Source organism: Herbaspirillum sp. 3R11 (assembly GCF_004563925.1).
Classification (GTDB): Bacteria; Pseudomonadota; Gammaproteobacteria; order Burkholderiales; family Burkholderiaceae_D; genus Herbaspirillum.
The window spans coordinates 378,287-396,111 of sequence record NZ_SPNJ01000004.1 but is presented as its reverse complement, the minus strand read 5'-3'; the positions used below and the strand labels follow the sequence as shown (position 1 = coordinate 396,111).

The window sequence follows — 17,825 nt, the reverse complement described above, 5'->3', positions numbered from 1 at the left end:
AAAGCCAATGCTGGCCTGTGCTTCCTCAAAGCGTTGTAAATCGTCTACAAATTGCCGCGAGCCAAAATGTCAATCGGGGATAGCCACAGCCGAGGCGTTTTCCTCGGGAATGATGGCGTCCGGCAAATATCCGGGTGATCGTGTACGCTGTCGCGTTCTGATCGGATCGTTCTCCGGTCGCATCTATACGGAGCAGCAAATGAGCACAACCAAAGTAGCCCTCGTCATCGGCGGCGGTAGCGGCATGGGCGCCGGCGTGGCGCAAAAACTGGCGGCCGACGGTTTCGGCGTCGGCATTCTTTCTTCCTCCGGCAAAGGCGAGTCGCTCGGCAACAGCCTGGGCGGTGTCGGCGTCACCGGCTCCAATCGATCCGTCGCCGACTTGCAAAAAGCCGTCGACGCCTGTCTCGCGCGCTGGGGCCGCATCGACGTGCTGGTCAACAGCGCCGGCCACGGTCCCAAGGGCAAGGTGCTCGAGCTCAGCGATGAAGAATGGCTGCTCGGCATGGAGGTCTACCTGATGAACGTGGTGCGCAGCGCGCGCCTGGTGACGCCGCTGATGCAGCAGCAGGGCGGCGGCGCCATCATCAATATCTCGAGCTTCTCGGCGGTCGAGCCGTCGCAGTCGTTCCCGACCTCGAGCGTGTTCCGCGCCGGTTTGTCGGCCTATACCAAACTGTTCGCCGACAAATACGCGCCGGAAAACATCCGCATGAACAATATCCTGCCGGGCTTCATCGACAGCCTGCCGGAAAAGCCCGGCATCAAGGAGATGATTCCGATGGCGCGCTACGGCAAGGTGAGCGAAGTCGCGGCGCTGGCCTCGCACCTGGCGTCCGATGCGGCGGCCTACATCACCGGCCAGAACATCCGCATCGACGGCGGCATCACGCGTTCACTGTAAGAGAGGGAGATCGACATGGTGCAATGGCCTGCCGTGCTCGCGGTGTTGTCCGTCTATATCACCGGCGTGACGATCCCCGGTCCCAATTTCGTCGCGGTGGTGCACAAGGCAGTGTCTTCCACGCGTGCGGCAGCATTGGCGCTGGTGGCCGGCATTGTCATCGTGAATCTGTTCTGGGCCACCTGCGCCATCCTTGGCGTGGGCATCGTGTTCGCGGCGTTTCCATGGGCGGCGCTGGCGGTCAAGATCGCAGGGGCTGCTTACCTGATCTGGTTCGGCGGCAATCTCATCCTCAAGGCCGGCAGCGGGTCTGCCTCGCCGAGCGATGCGACCGCTACGGTCAATAACGAAGAAGCGGCGGGACTGCGCCAGGCCTTCGTGCAAGGTTTCCTGACCAATATCGTCAATCCGAAATCGATGGCCTTCTTCGCTGCGGTGTTCGCCTCGGCGACGCCGGCGCATGTCTCATGGCCGACCTTCGCCGCCATGCTGGGCGTGGTCGGCGTGGTTGCCTCGTCGTGGTATTCGATGGTGGCGATCCTGATGTCGCACGCGCGCATTGCCTCGCATTACCGCGCCGGCAAACTCTGGATCGACCGTCTCTGCGGCGGCGTCATCGTCGCGCTTGGCATTCGTCAACTGGCGCGCTGAGCCGACCCGTACTTGTTTTCGCATCTCGCCGTCATTCCCGCCTGACTCTCTTGCCTTGTAGCGACGTTGCCCTGACAGGGCGGCGTCGCTTCGTCTGATCGATCCCTCACTTCTCACTTTCTTCTTTCTCCTCGTTTCTACTCCCCGCATTTGCTTCGCGTTTGCTTGCACCGCGGCTGATCGCGCGCGGCGCAATCGTAGTGCACTGCACCGTAAAAGCAGAGGAAATGCACTGTTTACAAGCTAAACAGGCCGTTTTGCATTGCATATAGACAGGCATAGTAATTGCTGTACCATGAATTAGCGGTATAAAACATTACTTATTGCATAGGAATAGTTATGGAAAAATTCATCAAGGTTTCGCTCGACGGCAACGTCGCCATCATCACCCTCAACCGCCCTGAAAAGCTCAACGCCTGGAACAGCGAAATGCGCGCCGAGATCATCGCCGCGCTCAAGCGCAGCGATCAGGATGCGGCCATCGGCGCCATCATCATGACCGGCGCCGGCGATCGCGCATTTTGCGCAGGGCAGGACCTGGAAGAAGCGCACGGCTTCGACGAGCAGCGCGCCGACGAATGGATGACCGAGTGGGAAAACTATTACCGCACGCTGCGCTCGCTCAAGAAGCCGCTGGTCATGGCGCTCAACGGCACCGCCGCCGGCTCGGCGTTCCAGGTCACGTTGCTTGGCGACATCCGTGTCGGCCACGCCGGCTCGCGCATGGGCCAGCCGGAAATCAATTCCGGCATTCCGAGCGTCACCGGTCCGTGGATCATGACCCAGATGCTGGGCCTGTCGCGCACCATCGAACTGACCCTGACCGGCCGCATGATGGAAGCCGAAGAAGCGCATCGCCTTGGCCTGATCCATCACCTGGTGCCGGCCGCCGAAGTGATGAGCAAGTCGCTCGCCATTGCACGTGAACTGGCCTCCAAGCCGCCGGTTGCCATGCGCCTCGACAAGCAGCGCTTCTACGAAATCACCGAACCGAGTTTTGTCGACGCCATCGCCGCCGGCCGCCGCATCCAGGGCGAAGCCTACGCCACCGGCGAACCGGCCCGCATGATGGAAGAGTTCTTCAAGAAGCGCGGCCGCACCATCGGCGCCTGAACAAGATCCGGCATCACATTGCAGTTCAGAGACGCACACGGAAGTACAGGGAAGTACAAGGCACCACGGCAGTCGCAGGTCGGCAATTCCTCTAACAACCACTTATGGGAGTACGTATGACTCAGCAATTCAACAATCACCGCCGCACCGTCCTGAAAATGGCCGGCGCCGCAGGCATCGCGGCTGCGGGCGTCACCGGCGTCGCGCCGTCGGTCATGGCGCAAACCAAGCAACTGGTGGTCGCCGATCCGGGCGGTCCGTACACGGCCGCCTATCGCAAGGCCTTCTACGATCCGTTTGAAAAAGCCACCGGCGTGAAGATCGTCAACGTCGCCCGCGAAGCGCAGCCTGTTGCGCAACTGACCGCCATGGTGCAAACCAAGAATTTCGTGTGGGACGTCACTACGCTGACGCTGGCGCAGGACATTCCGATTCTCGAAGAAGCCGGCATGCTGGAGCCGCTCGGCATCGTGCCGACCGACTTCAAGAACATGCTGCCCGGTTCCATCACATCGAGTTTCGTCGGCGTCGACGTGTACGCCACCATCCTGGCATACCGCACCGACAAGTTCGCCAAGAACCCACCCAAGACCTGGGCCGATTTCTGGAACGTCGAGAAATTCCCCGGTCGCCGCTCGCTGCGTCGCAACGCCATCGACACCCTTGAGCAAGCGCTGATGGCCGACGGCGTCGCACCCGACAAGCTGTACCCGCTCGACCTCGACCGCGCCTTCAAGAGCCTCGACCGCATCAAGAAGCACGTGGCGGTCTGGTGGACCAGCGGCGCCCAGGCCATGCAGCTGATCCAGTCCGGCGAAGTCGACATGATCTCGACCTGGAATGCACGTGCGCAAACCGCCATCGAGGGCGGCGCACCGGTGGCGATCAACTGGAACCAGGGTTTGTATTCGATCGAAGGCTGGGGCGTGCCCAAGGGCAATCCGCGCGCCGCGGTCGCCAAGGAGTTCGTCAAGTTCTGTGCCGACGCCAAGCGCCAGAGCGGCTTTACCGACACGCTGGCATACGGGCCGACCGCACTGGAAGCCTACAAGGACATCCCCGCCGCGCGTGCCGCCATCCTGCCGACAGCACCCGCCAACATCGCCTTGATGCGTCCTCCCAGCGGTCTCTGGTGGCACAAGAACCGCAACGCCGTATCGGACCGTTTCAACGCCTGGTTACTTTCCTGATAGCGATCCAAGTTATGACTGCCAGACTGCAAACACGTGCAATCAGCAAGCACTACGACAGCGTCACGGCGCTGTCGCCGACCGACCTCGACGTCAGGGACGGCGAGTTCCTGACCCTGCTGGGACCGTCCGGCTCCGGCAAGACCACACTGCTGCAGATACTTGCAGGCCTGGTCGAGCCGAGCGGCGGTTCGCTGTTCATCAACGGCAAGGACGCTACCCACACGGCCGCCGGCGAGCGCGGCATCGGCATGGTGTTCCAGAGCTACGCCCTGTTCCCGCACCTGTCGGTGTGGGAAAACATTGCCTACCCGCTGCGCATGCGCAAGATGGACAAGGCGGCGATGACGGTCGCCGTGCGCGACGCGTTGGAGATGGTGCAGATGGGCAGCTACGCCAACCGTTTGCCGCGCGAGCTGTCCGGCGGCCAGCAGCAACGCATCGCGCTGGCGCGCTGCTTCGTCTACAAGCCGTCGGTGATCCTGCTCGATGAACCGCTCGGCGCGCTCGACAAGAAACTGCGCGAGCACATGCAATCCGAAATCCGCAGCCTGCACAAGGATCTCGGTGCGACCTTCATCTACGTCACGCACGACCAGGAAGAAGCACTCAACCTGTCCGACCGCATCTGCCTGATGAACCAGTCCAAGATCGAACAAATCGGCACGCCGCAGGATCTGTATGACCGGCCGGCCACGGCCTTTTCGGCGCAGTTCATCGGCTACTCCAACTTGCTGTCGGGACGGGTGCAGGACAGTCCCGCCGGCGCGCGTCTGAACAACGGCCGCTTTGACGTGCCGTTGCCCGCGCAGCGTCCGGACGGCGCGGGTATCAACGCCGACATCTCGCTGGTAGTGCGCCCGGAAGAAGCCTGCCTGGCCGGCGTCGACGATGCCTACGTCAAGGGCGTCGTCAGCGAAGTCGTGTTCGCCGGCTCGGATATCCGCGTGATGGTCGACATCGGCGAAAGCCAGCCTTTCCTGCTGCGCTGCGCTCGTCGTGAAGCGCCTGCGGTGGGCGATGGCGTCGGCATCCGCTGGCATGCGGAACATGCCGCCGTCGTGACCTGCTAAGCCTCAGTTCCACCGATACGAGGATTCTCCATGTCCAGTTCCTTCCTTCCGAGCGCGGCGAAAAAATCGCTGCGTGCGTGGCTGCCCGCCTTGCCGTGCTTCGTGTTCCTGATCTGCTTCTTCTGCGTGCCGGTGGTCGAGATCCTGCAGACCGGCATCGTCAACGCCGACGGTCACGCCACGCTTGACCAGTTCCGCCGCATGACCAATGACCTGGTGTTCGCCAAGGTACTCGGCAACACCTTCCTGATCTCAGGACTGACGGCGCTGCTGTCGGTGGCGCTGGGTTTTCCGGTGGCGTATTTCCTGAGCCAGTTGAGCGATCGCTTCCGCGAGCGTTGGATGATCTGGATCATGGTGCCGTTCTGGACCAGCTACCTGGTCAAGACCTTCGCCTGGATCCTGATGCTGTCGAAGACCGGCATCCTGCTGACGCTGGCCGCCAGCCTCGGCCTGGTCGACGATCCGCATGCGCTGGCGCCGTCGATGATGGGCGTGATGATCGGCATGGTGCACGCCATGTTGCCGCTGGCGGTGATCAACATGTTGCCGATCATGCGCGGCGTCAACGCGCAACTGCTGCAAGCGGCGGAGACGCTGGGCGCCAATCGATCGATTGCCTTCTTCTCGGTCTTCCTGCCGATGGCCGGACCCGGCATCGCGGCGGCGGGTCTGCTGGTGTTCATCACCAGCCTGGGCTTCTTCATCCTGCCGGCGCTGCTCGGCACGCCCAAGGAAACCATGGTCGCGCAGCTGGTGATCTCGGCGATCAATGATCTGTTCAATCTGCCCTATGCGGCGGCGCTGTCGACCATCCTGCTGATCTTTGCGGTGGCGGTGTTCATCCTGTACGACAAGCTGGTGGGTTTGTCTTCGCTCAGCGGCGATGCGCGCGCGGCGCCGAAGAAGAACAGCTCGGCCGCTACCACTGCGCTGTTGATCGGCATCGGCCGCCTGTGCGGCAATGGCTACGGCGCGACCGGCCCGGTGCTGCAAAAGGTGAAGGGATTGAAGCTGTACAGCGTGCTCGCGGTGGCGCTGCTGTCGCTGCCGATCGTGGTGGTGTTCCCGATCGCCTTCACAAATTCGCCGTTCCTGTCGTTTCCGCCGCAGGGTTTCAGCCTGCGCTGGTTTGAAGCCTTCATCTTTTCGCCAGTATGGCAGGCCTCGTTCCTGCGTTCGTTCGGCGTCGCCATCGTCACCGCGCTGGCGTCAACCGCGCTCGGCATCGGCGCAGCACTGGCGCTGACGCGTCTGCCGCCGCGCTGGACCAAACCGGTGTTCGCCTTTCTGCTGGCGCCGCTGATCGTGCCGCGTATCGTGGTGGCGGTCGGCTTGTTCTATCTGTTCTCGCGGATGGGCCTGGTCGGCACCGACCTCGGCCTGACCATCGGCCACACCGTGCTGGCGATCCCGTATGTGGTGGTCACCATGGCGGCGGCGCTCAAGCGTTTTGACTGGCGCCTCGACGACGCAGCCCGGATCCTCGGCGCATCGGCGTTCGCCCGGCTGCGCACGATCCAGTTGCCGATGATGATCGGCAGCGTGGCGGCGGCGCTGCAGATGGCGTTCATCATTTCCTTCGATGAACTGACGATTGCGATTTTCGTCAGCGGCGGCATGAAGAACACGCTGCCCAAACAGATGTGGGACGACATGATCCTGCAGGTCAATCCGACCTTGGCCGCGGTGTCGCTGGTCATGGTGATCGTGATCGCGTTGCTGGTCCTGCTGCCGGCGTTCTACAAGATGGCGCGTCGCCGTACGCATGCCGTCCATTGACCAACAATTACTGAATACTTCCGAATCTGCCATGCATCGCTATACACACTATTTCCCGTCCCGTTGCGGCGACGACCAGCTTGACGTCGTTTCGCTGCTGCTCAAAGGCTTGCTTGAAAACAGCGACCGCACGCTGATCGTCTTCAATGGCCGCAGGACTTCCTTCGCCGAGATGGCGGTGCGTGTCGCCGCCATGCAGCAACGCCTCGCCGCCCGCGGCATCCGCCGCGGCGACCGCGTCGCGCTGATGCTGGAAAACGGCCTCGACCACATGGCGCTGATCTATGCGCTGATGCTGGGCGGCGTGGTGTGGGTGCCGGTCAACATGCGTCTGAAGGCGCCCGGCATCAGTTACCTGCTGGGGCATTGCGCCCCCACGTTGTTTATCGCCCAGCGCAGCTTCGCCGAGCCGCTAGCCGAGCTGCCAGAGTTGCAGGACCGGCTGGCGTGGCTGGATGAATTCGCTGGCCAGATGTCGGCGCCGGAACAGCCGCGTCCGCGTGCCGCCGACATCGCGCCACTCGAGACACTTTGCCTGATCTACACCTCCGGCACCACCGGCGCACCCAAGGGCGTGGTGTTCACGCATCGCATGATGCGCATCGCCAGCGAAGGCACGCTGCTGGTGTCGGACGTGCGTCCCGGCGATCGGATGTTCGTGTGGGAGCCGCTGTGCCACATCGGTGGCGCCCAGATGCTGCTGGTGCCGTTCCTGCAGCAGACCGAACTGCATATCGTCGAGCGCTTCTCGTCCAGCAAATTCTGGCAGCAGGTCGAGGCGGCGCAGGCCACGCATCTGCACTACCTCGGCGGCATCCTCGACATCCTCACGCAGCTGCCGCCGGCCGTGCAACCGCCGCATCACACGCTGCGCGTGGCATGGGGCGCAGGCGTTTCGCCGCGCGCCTGGAACGGCATCCTGGCACGCTTGAAACTGTCGCTGCGCGAGTGCTACGGCATGACCGAAGGGTCCAGTTTTACCACCGTCAACACCAGCGGCAAAGTCGGATCGATCGGTCGCGCGCTGCCGTGGCTGAAGGTGGAATTGCTCAATGCCGACGGCATGCCGACGCCGGTCGGCGAGATCGGCCAGGTGGTGGTCTCCAGCGATGTCGAAGGCTGCTTCCTGCCGGGCTATCTGGACAATCCCAAGGCCAGCGCCGAAGCACTACAGGGCGGCAAGCTGCACACCGGCGACATGGCGCGCATGGACGAGGAGGGCGACCTGTATTTCGTCGGCCGCAAGACCGACAGCATGCGTGTGCGCGGCGAGAACGTCTCGGCCTGGGAAATCGAACGCGTCTTCGTGATGCATCCGGCGGTGGCCGCCGCCGCCGCAGTGGGTGTCACGGGCGACATCGGCGAACAGGAAATCCTGCTTTACGTGCAGTACAAGGAAGGGCAGGCGATTGGCTTCCCGGCGCTGGCGGACTGGGCCAAATCGAAGCTGGCCAGTTACCAGCTGCCACGCTATTACGTCCAGGCCGACGGTTTCGAGACCACGCTCAGCGAGCGCATCAAGAAGCACCTGCTCAAGCCCGACCTCGCCGCCGCGTGGGACAGTAGCCCGGTGCGGGCAGAACGACGATAATAGCTCTTTCAATCAAACCTTCACGCGGGCCTTTATCCGTCCACGCCGCAGAGCCACCAAGCCACCAAGCCGACAAGCCAACTTATGACGAAGAAAACCGACGGCGCTGAAATCAAGACGCGCGCCAAGCCGGCCAAGCGCGCTACTGCGGTAGTTGCCGCCGACACTGACGAAGCCGGCGTGGCGGCGCCCGCGACCGACAACACCGGCATCAACTCGCCGCTGTACGTCAATTCGGTGGAAAAATCCATGCGCGTGCTGATGGCCTTCGACGGCCAGCAGCGCCAGCTGTCGCTGTCGCAGATCGCCGCGCTGACCGGTTTCGACCTCAGCACGGCGCAACGCTTCACCTATACGCTGATGACACTGGGTTACCTGACCAAGGATGACGAAGTCCGCAAGTACGAGCTCGCGCCCAAAGTGCTCAACTTCGCCTATCACTACCTGACCTCGAGCGACCTGGTGCGTCGCGCCACGCCCTATCTGCAGCAACTGAGCCAGGAAACCGAAGAGACCACCAACCTGACAATCCTCGACGGCGCCGACGTGGTGTTCGTGCAGCGTATCGTCAGCCGCAACGTGCTCAATCCCAACGTCGTCACCGGCACGCGCCTGCCGGCCTATTGCACGGCCTCGGGGCTGGCGATCATGTCAACGCTGGATGACGCCGAGATCGACGACATCCTCGACCGCAGCGACCTCAAGATGTACACGCCGTTCACCATTGCCGACCGTGGCCAGATCAAGCAGCGCCTGATGCAGTTCCGCGAGCAGGGCTATGCGCACATCCGCGAGGAATATTTTCTGGGCGATATTTCGACCGCCGCAGTGGTCCGCGATTCTCGCCTGGGTCGCGCGCTCGGCGCCGTCAACATGGCGGTTACCACGGCGCGCTGGAACGGTGAGAGCGACGAACGTCGCCATGCTGATCTGGTGATGCTGGCGGCGCGCGCGATTTCCATCCAGGGACGCTAGACGCCTGCGCGTTTGCGCCCAAGTACGCGCCAGCCCAGGCTCATGCCCGCCGTCGCCAGCAGCACCGCCGCGACGCCGCACCATTGCAGCAGCTGCAGCCGGTGCCCGAACGCCACCCAATCAACCGCAATCGCCGCCACCGGATAGATGAACGCCAGCGTGCCGGTGATCACGGTCGGCAGCTTCTGGATGGCGCCGTACAGCCAGACATACATCACGCCGGTGTGGACGATGCCCATGACGATCAGATAGCTCCATCCCGAGCCCTGCGGCAGGGCGGAGAAATCCGCCAGCGGCGCCAGCAGCACGATACCCACGGCAACCTGGATCAGCGCGATCAGATGCGGCGGGGTGCCGCTCAGGCGCTTGGCGATCAGCGCCGCGATCGCGTACAGGAAGGCCGCGCCGAGCGCCAGCGCCACGCCCGCCAGATAACTGCCGCTGGCGTAACCCGCGTCCGCGCGTGCATTGACGATCACCAGCATGCCGATGAAACCGGTCGCCAGCCACACCAGCTTGTCGGCGGCGATGCGCTCGCGCAGCAGCACGGCGCCGAGCACCACCAGCATCAGCGGCTGGGTATTGTAGACCGTCGTCGCGATGGCGATGGACGCATGGGAATACGCGGCGAACAGCAGCACCCAGTTGAACACGATGGCGACGCCGCCCAGCGCGGCCCAGCCGAGCACGCGTGCGCTGATCAACTCGCGCCGCAGCAAGCCGCGCCAGCCGCAGATCGCCAGCAGCGCCAGCGTGCCGAACACGCAGCGCCAGAACACCACGTTGAGCACCGACATTCCCGACGCCAGCACGAACCAGCCGATGCTGCCCGAAATCAGCATGGCGCCGGTCATTTCGAGCGCGCCGCGCCTGATGTTTTTTTCCATGGACATTCCCCGTATGCAGAAGCCGATATTGTGCCGGACCGGGGGCGCGGACTCCATGCATTAAATTAGGCAAAAGCTGGATTCGGCCTTTATTATTGATGGTGTTTACCGGCATTCAGGAGTAAAGAAAAGATGCTCGACCATATCGACAAGAAGTTGATCCAGCTGCTCGCGGCGGATGCGCGCGCCTCGCTGAAGGCCCTGGCGCAGGCCAGCGGCCTGTCGGCGCCGAGCGTGACCGAACGTCTCAAACGGCTGGAAGAGCGCGGCATCCTGACCGCCTACACGATAGACATCGACACGCATGCGCTGGGTTACCAGATCCAGGCCATCGTGCGTATCCGCCCCTTGCCGGGGCAGCTGCACGCGGTCGAGCGGCAAATCCTGGCAACGCCGGAATTCACCGAATGCGACAAGGTCACGGGAGAGGATTGCTACATTGCGCGGCTGCTGGTGCGCACGCTGCCGGAGCTGGACCTGGTGCTGGACCGCTTCGCGGCCAGCGCGCAGACCAATACGGCGATCATCAAGAGCACGCCGCTCAAGCGCAGGTTGCCGCCGCTGTCTGGCGGAGAGTGAGGATGCTCCCGGACCGCATAACTGCAGTCCGGAATGCTTTGCAGCGATCAGGCGTGCACAGCGCTGCTTTCTTCCGCCAGCACGAACACGCTGACCAGTTGCGCCAGGTTGGCGGCCTGTTCCTGCATCGACGCGGCCGCTGCTGCAGCCTGCTCCACCAGCGCGGCGTTCTGCTGCGTGACTTCATCCATCTGGTTGATGGCGCGATTGACTTCTTCGATGCCTGAGCTTTGCTCCTGCGTCGCCGCGCTGATTTCCGCGACCACGTCCGACACATGTTTGACGCTGGTGACGATGTCTTGCATGGTGACGCCGGCACGCTCGACCAGCTTGCTGCCGATGTCGACCTTGCCGACCGAGTCCTCGATCAGCGCCTTGATTTCCTTTGCCGCACCGGCGCTGCGTTGCGCCAGTGTGCGCACTTCCGATGCGACCACGGCAAAGCCACGGCCCTGTTCGCCGGCGCGCGCCGCTTCCACTGCGGCGTTCAAGGCCAGGATGTTGGTCTGGAACGCGATGCCGTCGATCACCGCGATGATGTCGACGATCTTGCGTGAGGAAGCGTTGATTTCTTCCATGGTGTCTACTACCTGGCCGATCACTGCGCCGCCGTCGACCGCCACGCCCGAGGCGGAGATGGCGAGCTGGTTGGCTTGCTTGGCGTTGTCGGCGTTCTGGCGCACGATCGAGGTGAGCTGCTCCATCGCGGAGGCGGTTTCTTCGAGGGCGCCGGCTTGCTGTTCGGTGCGCGACGACAGGTCGAGGTTGCCGGCCGCGATCTGGCTGGAGGCGGTAGCGATGGTGTCGGTGCCGCTGCGTACGCCGCTGACGATCTTCGACAGATTGTCGCGCATCGAGCGGATCGACAGCAGCAGGCTGTGGCGGTCGTTCTTGCGCAGGGCGATGGGGGTCGACAGATCGCCTTGCGAGATGCGGTCGACCACGCCCATGGCGTCGGCCGGTTCGCCGCCCAGCTGTCTCATGACGGTGCGCAGCGTGAGATAGGCGATGACGCCGATCACCGCCATCAGCGTGCCGCCGATCAGCAGCAGGATCAGGGCGTTGCGATAGAACTGGGTGTTGATGTCGTCGATGTAGGCGCCGAAGCCGACGGTCCAGTCCCACGGCGCGAACTTGATGACGGCATACAGTTTCTGCACTTTTTCCACCGTGTTGGGACGCGTGCCTTCGGCCTGCAGGATGCCGATGTCATGTCCGGCCAGCGCTGCGCGGTAGCGGTCGCCATCGGCGCGCGCGGTCTTGTCCTGGATGCCGACGCGCTTGGGGTTCGGATGGACATAATTGACGTCGTCGGTGTAGCCGCGCACGAAGAAGTAGTTCTGATCCTTGGCGAAGCTGCCGATGATGAGCTTGGCTTGCGCCTGCGCCTGTTCGCGCGTCATCTTGCCGGATTGCTCGAGCGCGTAGATCTTGTTCAGCGAAGCGTCGGCCAGCGTCACCAGCAGCGACAGCTGCGCGGTGCGTTCTTCCAGCATGGTGTTCTTCAGGGTGTTGAGCGAGACCATCGCGATGATCACGATGCCGAGCAAAGTCGGTGCGCATAAAAGAACGATTCTGGTGCTGAGCTTCAAGATGCTTCCCCCCGTGGTGGTGATTCAGCCGCCGACTGCGACCTGGTCGTTGGCGTTGTTGTGAGCTTGTATTGTATGAAAGCTTGTTGTCATTACGTTGAAATATTTCTCGTGTATGGCACTATTTTTTCAATAGGCGCAGCAAGTTATGCACCATGCACGTAAAAAAGCTCCGCCGGAACGGAGCTCCGTTCCTTTTTTCAGGATCAGGACGGCAGAAAGGCCGCCAGCCATGGCATGCGCCGGCCGGCCGACTCGAAGGCCTCCGGCTGCGTGGCGAAGCGCGTCGCCGAGTAGTCCGCCGTCAGCGTCCATTTCCCTTCGTCTTCAGGATCCTTGCGAAACGCCTTGTAGCTGAAGCTGCCGTCGTCGTTTTCGATGAAGTCGACGCAATGCATGCCGCTGTCGTCTTCGATGCTGAGGATCACGTTCTTGTTCATGGCTGGTCTCTGGAGTGCCGTGCGGTAATGTGCGCCGTGGCCCCGGCGTGCCATTTAACGGTACTACGGAATTGGCCGGCCCGCGCAATGCGGCCGGTAACCAGAGCTTGGTCAATAGTTGATGGTGACGACGCGCGGCGCCTTGCTGCGGTCGCCGCCGGCGGACGCCATGCCAGGGACTGACGTGGCCGGTCTGGCCATGCTTGCCGATTCGGGATCGCGATCCAGATAATAGGGATCGGCCGACGCCGCCACCGCGACGATTTCGCCGAGCACGTTTTTCGCGCGTTCGGTCGCTGCAACCTGTACGCTGTTGCAGGTCTCGAAGTAGTCCGCGCTGCCTTCGCTGAAGTCGATCCGGCAGCGTTCCGCCACCATCGCCGACGCACCCAGCTGGCCCGTCCCCGCTGCGCGCGGACCGTGGCTCAGGTGAAGTTGCATGCCGATTGCCAGCATGAGCAGTGCGAATGAACAGGTTTGTTTGGTCATCATTTCCCCTCCCTTTGATTTAACTTTAATTGACATTTCTGCCATGCCATATCGGAGAAATCCTGAGAGGTATGTTGGAATGCTTCCCTTGGAGAAACAGGCGAAAGGCCCGGTAAGTAACTGGTAAGTCGGCCTGCCCGATGATCGTGGCGCATTCCATCCACCACGATTTCCGGGAGTTTTCGATGATCGTGGTGCATTTCATTCACCACTCTCCCCGGGAGTTCTCATGCGGCACACCACAGTTGTCCTTCGCGCCATCGTTTTGGGCGTCACCCTCGGCGCCGCTTACGCAGCGTCCGCACAAACCGCAACGCAAGACGCCACCGCCGGCACTGACGTCGCCGGCAAGCAGGAGCCGGGCTGGGGCGTCGGCATCGGCGCCGGCTTCTCGCGCAGCCTGTATCGCGGCTACGGCACCAAGACCTCGGCGTTGCCCATCCTTCTGTACAACGGCGCGTACTTCCGCGTCGCCGGCCCGGCTGTCGACTTCAAGCTCGGCAGCGTCGGCCAGTTTGATTTCACCTTGCGCGCCAAATATGCCAATGACGGCTACAAGTCGGGCGACGCGCCTGTCCTGAACGGTATGGACGAGCGCAAGGACGGTTTCCATCTGGGCGGCACGGCGACCTGGCGCGCGCCGTTCGCCAAGTTCACGCTGGAGTGGCTCAAGGCCGCCGGCAACAGCAACGGCCAAACGGTTAAACTGGGCGCCGAGCGCGGCTTCACGACCGGCAGCGTGCGCCTGACGCCGCATCTGGGCGTGACATGGATGAACAACGAATACGTCAACTATTACTATGGCGTGAAGTCGTCGGAAGCCACCTCCACCCGCGCGGCCTACAACGGCAAGTCGACCGCCAACGTCGATGCCGGGGTGCGCGCCGACTACAGCCTGACCACGGCGCAGTCGGTGTTCCTCGACCTCGGTGTCACGCATTACGGCAGCGGCATCACCGATAGTCCGCTGGTTGATCGTTCCACCTCGCCGTCGCTGCGGCTGGGGTATGTGTATAAATTCTGAGGACCGGTAATGAATCGCATCGCGCTGCTGGAAGATCATGAACGCATGGCGGCGCTGATTGCGAAGGCGCTGGCTGCGGCCGGCATCGAGACCGATATTTACGCCACCATCGCGCACGCCGCCGCCGGCTGCACGCAGATGGCGTATCCGGTGCTGGTGCTGGACCGCAATGTGCCGGACGGCGACGGCCTCGACCTGGTGAGGCAGTTGCGCGCACGCGGCGTGCTCACGCCGTGCCTGATGCTGACCGCGCGCGACGCCTTGCATGATCGCGTGGCCGGTCTCGAAGCCGGCGCCGACGATTACCTGCCCAAGCCTTTTTCCATGGAAGAAATGGTGGCGCGCGTGCGTGCGCTGATGCGCCGTCCCGCCCAGCTGCAAAGCCTCTCGCCTGAATTCGCCGGCCTGCGTATCGAGCCCGATGCCGCCTGCATGCGACAGGGTGACGAGTCGGTGTCGCTGGCCGCCGCCGAATTGCAACTGATGCTGGCGCTGGTGCGCGCTGCGGGAAAATCTGTGCGGCGTACCGCGCTGGAAGCGGCGGCCTGGGGTTTGTCGGAGCCGGTCACGCCGAACGCACTCGACGTCGCGCTGCATCGGCTGCGGCGCAAACTCGCGGCGATTGAATCGCCGCTGCAGATCAGCAACATCCGCGGCCACGGCTATGCCTTGCTCGATGCCGCAAAGCCGGAGCAGGCGCCATCATGAAGAGTCTTTCTTCAAGGCTGCTGACCACGACGGCCATCGCACTGAGCTGCATCAGCGGCATCGTCGTATTGGTGTTGGCCGTATTGTTGCGCTGGGGCCCGGACATGCTGATCAATCTGGATCTGGAGCACAATGCGGCGCGCATCGTCGCAGGCGTCCATTTCAATGCCGCCGGCGTGCCCGACAGCGTCAAGTTGAATCAGAAAATGACGGCGATCTATTCCGTGCTGTTGCAGGATGCCGCCTATCGTGTGGTCGATCAGAGCGGCGTCGCCTTGCTGTCGTCGGACCACGCCGTCACAGCCTATACACCCGCCGGCGAGAACTTCGATCCGCAGCGCAGCCGCTTCCGCGTGGTCAGCAACGGCGAAGGACAACAAGTCCTGACCGTGCCTTTCACGCATGACGATCGCACCTTCTACGTGCAGCTGATGCGCAGCGAGCGCATGCAACGGATCATGGTCGGCAGCGACAGCGAAAAAGCACAGAAGATCGCCATTGCCGTCGCCGTTGTCGCCATGCTGCTGTTCAGCCTGATCGTGGTGGCCACCTTGCATCGCGCCCTGAAGCCGCTGCGCAAGGCTTCCGCCGCCGCCGGGCAGATCCAGGTCGACAACCTGTCGGCACGCTTGTCGCTGGAAGACGTGCCGAGCGAACTGACGCCGCTGTTCAACGCCTTCAACCTGGCATTGCAACGGCTCGAGGACGGCTATCGGGTGCAGCGTGAATTCCTCGCCACCGCCGCGCACGAGCTGAAGACGCCGCTGGCACTGATGCGCGGCCAGATCGAGCTGGATGAGCGCGGCGACCGCGGCGCCTTGCTGCGCGACCTCGACCACATGGCGCGTCAGGTGCATCAGTTGCTGCATCTGGCCGAAGCCAGCGAACGCCAGAATTACGTGATGGAACAGATCGACCTCAAGGACATCGCCGCGGAAGCCTCCGCGCAACTGGAGCGCCTGGCGCAACAACGCGAAGTGCATATCGTCGGCCCGGCCAACGAAGAACCGGTAATGATCGCGGCCGACCGCGGCGCGCTGTTCGTGCTGATGCGCAACCTGATCGAAAATGCCGTGCATCACGCGCCGCCCGGTAGCGCCGTCGATGTCGACGTCAGCGTACGTGGCGTCGCCGTGCGCGACTACGGCGACGGCATTGCGGCCGACGCCATGCCGCAATTGTTCAAACGCTTCTGGCGCGGCGCGCATCGGCGCGACGAAGGCGCCGGGCTGGGTTTGTCCATCTGCGAGGAGATCGCCCATGCCCATGGCTGGACGCTGCAGGCTGAGAACGCCGGGCCGGGCGCGCGTTTCCGGATCAACTTCAAGGCCGCGGCAGTCTGAGGATCAGACGTCCTCTTTGGCTGCTTTTGCAGTCATTTCATTGTCGTTTGCATAATATTTCCCGCATTGCGAAAAGCCGCGCCTCCGGTATCCGCTTTACTACAGACACGCGCCGTGCTTTTCTATATCATCGCGCCTTTGCAAAAAAGCAGGGATAAGCATGTCAGACGCTTGCGGCGTGGATTTCGGCACTTCCAATTCCACGATGGGCTGGAGCCGGCAGGGACAACCTTCCTTGCTCGCGCTCGAAGACGGCAAGATGACGTTGCCGTCGGTGGTGTTCTTCAACGCCGATGAAAATGAATTCAGCTACGGCCGTGCCGCGTTGTCGACCTACCTGGCCGGCTACGAGGGCCGGCTCATGCGTTCGCTCAAGAGCCTGCTCGGCTCGGGCATGATCGACGGCCAGACTGAAGTGGGCGGCCGTGCGCTGCCGTTCCGCGCCTTGCTGTCGCAATTCATCGGTGAACTCAAGCAGCGCGGCGAACGCGCCGCCGGCCGTCGCTTCGACAGCGTGGTGCTGGGTCGTCCGGTGCACTTCGTCGACGACAACGCCGAGGCCGATCAGTTGGCGCAAGACACGCTCGAAGAAATCGCACGTGCAGTCGGCTTCAAGCACATCGCCTTCCAGTACGAACCGATCGCCGCTGCCTTCGACTACGAATCCACCATCGATCGCGAAGAACTGGTGCTGATCGCCGACATCGGCGGCGGCACCTCGGACTTTTCGCTGGTGCGCCTGTCGCCCGAGCGCGCCAAAAAGACTGACCGCCTCGACGACATCCTCGCCACCGGTGGCGTGCACGTCGGCGGCACCGACTTCGATAAATACCTGAGCCTGTCCAGCGTCATGCCATTGCTCGGTCTCGGCAGCAAGCTGACCAGCAACAGCGAAGTGCCGTCGAGCTACTACTTCAACCTGGCGACCTGGCACACCATCAACCTGATCTACACGCGCAAGGCCTGGCAGCAATTGCAGGACGTCTACCGCGAAGTCGCCGAGCGCGACAAGTTCGCGCGCCTGCTCGACCTGGTCGAACAGCGCGCAGGCCACTGGCTGGCGCTGCAGGTGGAAGCGGCCAAGATCGGCCTGTCGGCGGATGAAACCTTCACGCTCGAGCTCGACCGCCTGCGTCCGCCCGAGACGCTGCAACTGAGCCGCGCCGGTTTCGACGCCAGCATCGACCATCTGGTGGAGTCGGTCGAGCAGACCGTCGGCAAGCTGCTGGCCGACGCCGGCGTGAAGGCCGACGCCATCGATTCGGTGTTCTTCACCGGCGGCTCCAGCGGCGTGCACCTGCTGCGCAAGCGCATCGCCGCGCTGGTGCCGAATGCCAAACAAGTCGAAGGCGATTTGTTCGGCAGCATCGGCGCCGGCCTCGCTTTAGATGCCGTGCGGAAATTCTCTTGATCGGTTTCTGCCACTGACGGCGCGCTGACGCCGCTTCCCGTATACGGAATTCCGTTGTGATTCGCCGGTAGTG

17 protein-coding genes are annotated in these 17,825 nt (G+C 63.0%); 13 read left to right on the top strand and 4 right to left on the bottom strand.

Features of this window, described 5'->3' with window-relative positions; all coding sequences use genetic code 11:
• The first annotated feature begins 199 nt into the window (after window positions 1–199).
• The 8 genes from E4P32_RS18710 (at window position 200) to E4P32_RS18675 (ending at window position 9,279) form a co-directional block, all read left to right on the top strand.
• Window positions 200–904, top strand: a complete 705-nt coding sequence (locus tag E4P32_RS18710) for an SDR family oxidoreductase (RefSeq protein ID WP_116436033.1) — start codon at window positions 200–202, stop codon at window positions 902–904.
• A gap of 15 nt (window positions 905–919) precedes the next feature.
• On the top strand, window positions 920–1,555 hold the full coding sequence (locus E4P32_RS18705; protein WP_116435800.1) for a LysE family translocator: 636 nt from the start codon (window positions 920–922) through the stop codon (window positions 1,553–1,555).
• Window positions 1,556–1,894: 339 nt separating this feature from the next.
• Entirely contained in the window at window positions 1,895–2,668 is a 774-nt protein-coding gene (locus E4P32_RS18700; protein ID WP_116435799.1) for an enoyl-CoA hydratase/isomerase family protein, read from the top strand.
• A 116-nt stretch (window positions 2,669–2,784) separates the two neighbouring features.
• Window positions 2,785–3,858: an ABC transporter substrate-binding protein gene (locus E4P32_RS18695; RefSeq protein ID WP_116435798.1), complete on the top strand. Its 1,074-nt coding sequence runs from the start codon at window positions 2,785–2,787 to the stop codon at window positions 3,856–3,858.
• A gap of 14 nt (window positions 3,859–3,872) precedes the next feature.
• Window positions 3,873–4,931, top strand: coding sequence for an ABC transporter ATP-binding protein (locus E4P32_RS18690; protein WP_116435797.1), 1,059 nt, complete (start codon window positions 3,873–3,875; stop codon window positions 4,929–4,931).
• Between the two features lie 30 nt (window positions 4,932–4,961).
• Entirely contained in the window at window positions 4,962–6,713 is a 1,752-nt protein-coding gene (locus E4P32_RS18685; RefSeq protein ID WP_116435796.1) for an ABC transporter permease subunit, read from the top strand.
• 31 nt (window positions 6,714–6,744) lie between these two features.
• A complete protein-coding gene (locus tag E4P32_RS18680; RefSeq protein ID WP_116436032.1) occupies window positions 6,745–8,304 on the top strand; it encodes an AMP-binding protein in 1,560 nt (519 codons plus the stop codon).
• Window positions 8,305–8,388: 84 nt separating this feature from the next.
• The gene (locus E4P32_RS18675) at window positions 8,389–9,279 is read left to right on the top strand and encodes an IclR family transcriptional regulator C-terminal domain-containing protein (RefSeq protein WP_116435795.1); all 891 of its coding nucleotides are present in this window, start codon (window positions 8,389–8,391) and stop codon (window positions 9,277–9,279) included.
• Here the strand turns inward: E4P32_RS18675 and E4P32_RS18670 are convergent.
• On the bottom strand, window positions 9,276–10,166 hold the full coding sequence (locus E4P32_RS18670) for a DMT family transporter (RefSeq protein ID WP_116435794.1): 891 nt from the start codon (window positions 10,164–10,166) through the stop codon (window positions 9,276–9,278). The genes E4P32_RS18675 and E4P32_RS18670 overlap by 4 nt on opposite strands.
• 132 nt (window positions 10,167–10,298) lie before the next feature.
• Between E4P32_RS18670 and E4P32_RS18665 the strand changes: the two genes are divergently transcribed.
• Complete coding sequence (locus E4P32_RS18665; RefSeq protein WP_116435793.1) at window positions 10,299–10,745, top strand: Lrp/AsnC family transcriptional regulator; 447 nt, start codon at window positions 10,299–10,301, stop codon at window positions 10,743–10,745.
• Window positions 10,746–10,792: 47 nt separating this feature from the next.
• Here E4P32_RS18665 and E4P32_RS18660 read toward each other — a convergent pair whose 3' ends face one another.
• From E4P32_RS18660 to E4P32_RS18650, 3 genes are all read right to left on the bottom strand, one after another.
• Window positions 10,793–12,337: a methyl-accepting chemotaxis protein gene (locus tag E4P32_RS18660; protein ID WP_116435792.1), complete on the bottom strand. Its 1,545-nt coding sequence runs from the start codon at window positions 12,335–12,337 to the stop codon at window positions 10,793–10,795.
• Window positions 12,338–12,543: 206 nt separating this feature from the next.
• On the bottom strand, window positions 12,544–12,777 hold the full coding sequence (locus E4P32_RS18655; protein WP_116435791.1) for a hypothetical protein: 234 nt from the start codon (window positions 12,775–12,777) through the stop codon (window positions 12,544–12,546).
• A 111-nt stretch (window positions 12,778–12,888) separates the two neighbouring features.
• Window positions 12,889–13,269: a hypothetical protein gene (locus E4P32_RS18650; RefSeq protein ID WP_116435790.1), complete on the bottom strand. Its 381-nt coding sequence runs from the start codon at window positions 13,267–13,269 to the stop codon at window positions 12,889–12,891.
• 226 nt (window positions 13,270–13,495) lie between these two features.
• Here E4P32_RS18650 and E4P32_RS18645 point away from each other — a divergent pair, with 226 nt between their 5' ends.
• The 4 genes from E4P32_RS18645 (at window position 13,496) to E4P32_RS18630 (ending at window position 17,752) form a co-directional block, all read left to right on the top strand.
• Complete coding sequence (locus E4P32_RS18645; RefSeq protein WP_116435789.1) at window positions 13,496–14,290, top strand: MipA/OmpV family protein; 795 nt, start codon at window positions 13,496–13,498, stop codon at window positions 14,288–14,290.
• 9 nt (window positions 14,291–14,299) lie between these two features.
• On the top strand, window positions 14,300–14,998 hold the full coding sequence (locus tag E4P32_RS18640) for a response regulator transcription factor (protein WP_116435788.1): 699 nt from the start codon (window positions 14,300–14,302) through the stop codon (window positions 14,996–14,998).
• Window positions 14,995–16,341, top strand: a complete 1,347-nt coding sequence (locus tag E4P32_RS18635; RefSeq protein WP_167735732.1) for an ATP-binding protein — start codon at window positions 14,995–14,997, stop codon at window positions 16,339–16,341. Before E4P32_RS18640 ends, E4P32_RS18635 begins: the two co-directional genes overlap by 4 nt.
• A 160-nt stretch (window positions 16,342–16,501) precedes the next feature.
• Window positions 16,502–17,752, top strand: coding sequence for an Hsp70 family protein (locus tag E4P32_RS18630; protein WP_116435787.1), 1,251 nt, complete (start codon window positions 16,502–16,504; stop codon window positions 17,750–17,752).
• Window positions 17,753–17,825 lie beyond the last annotated feature (73 nt).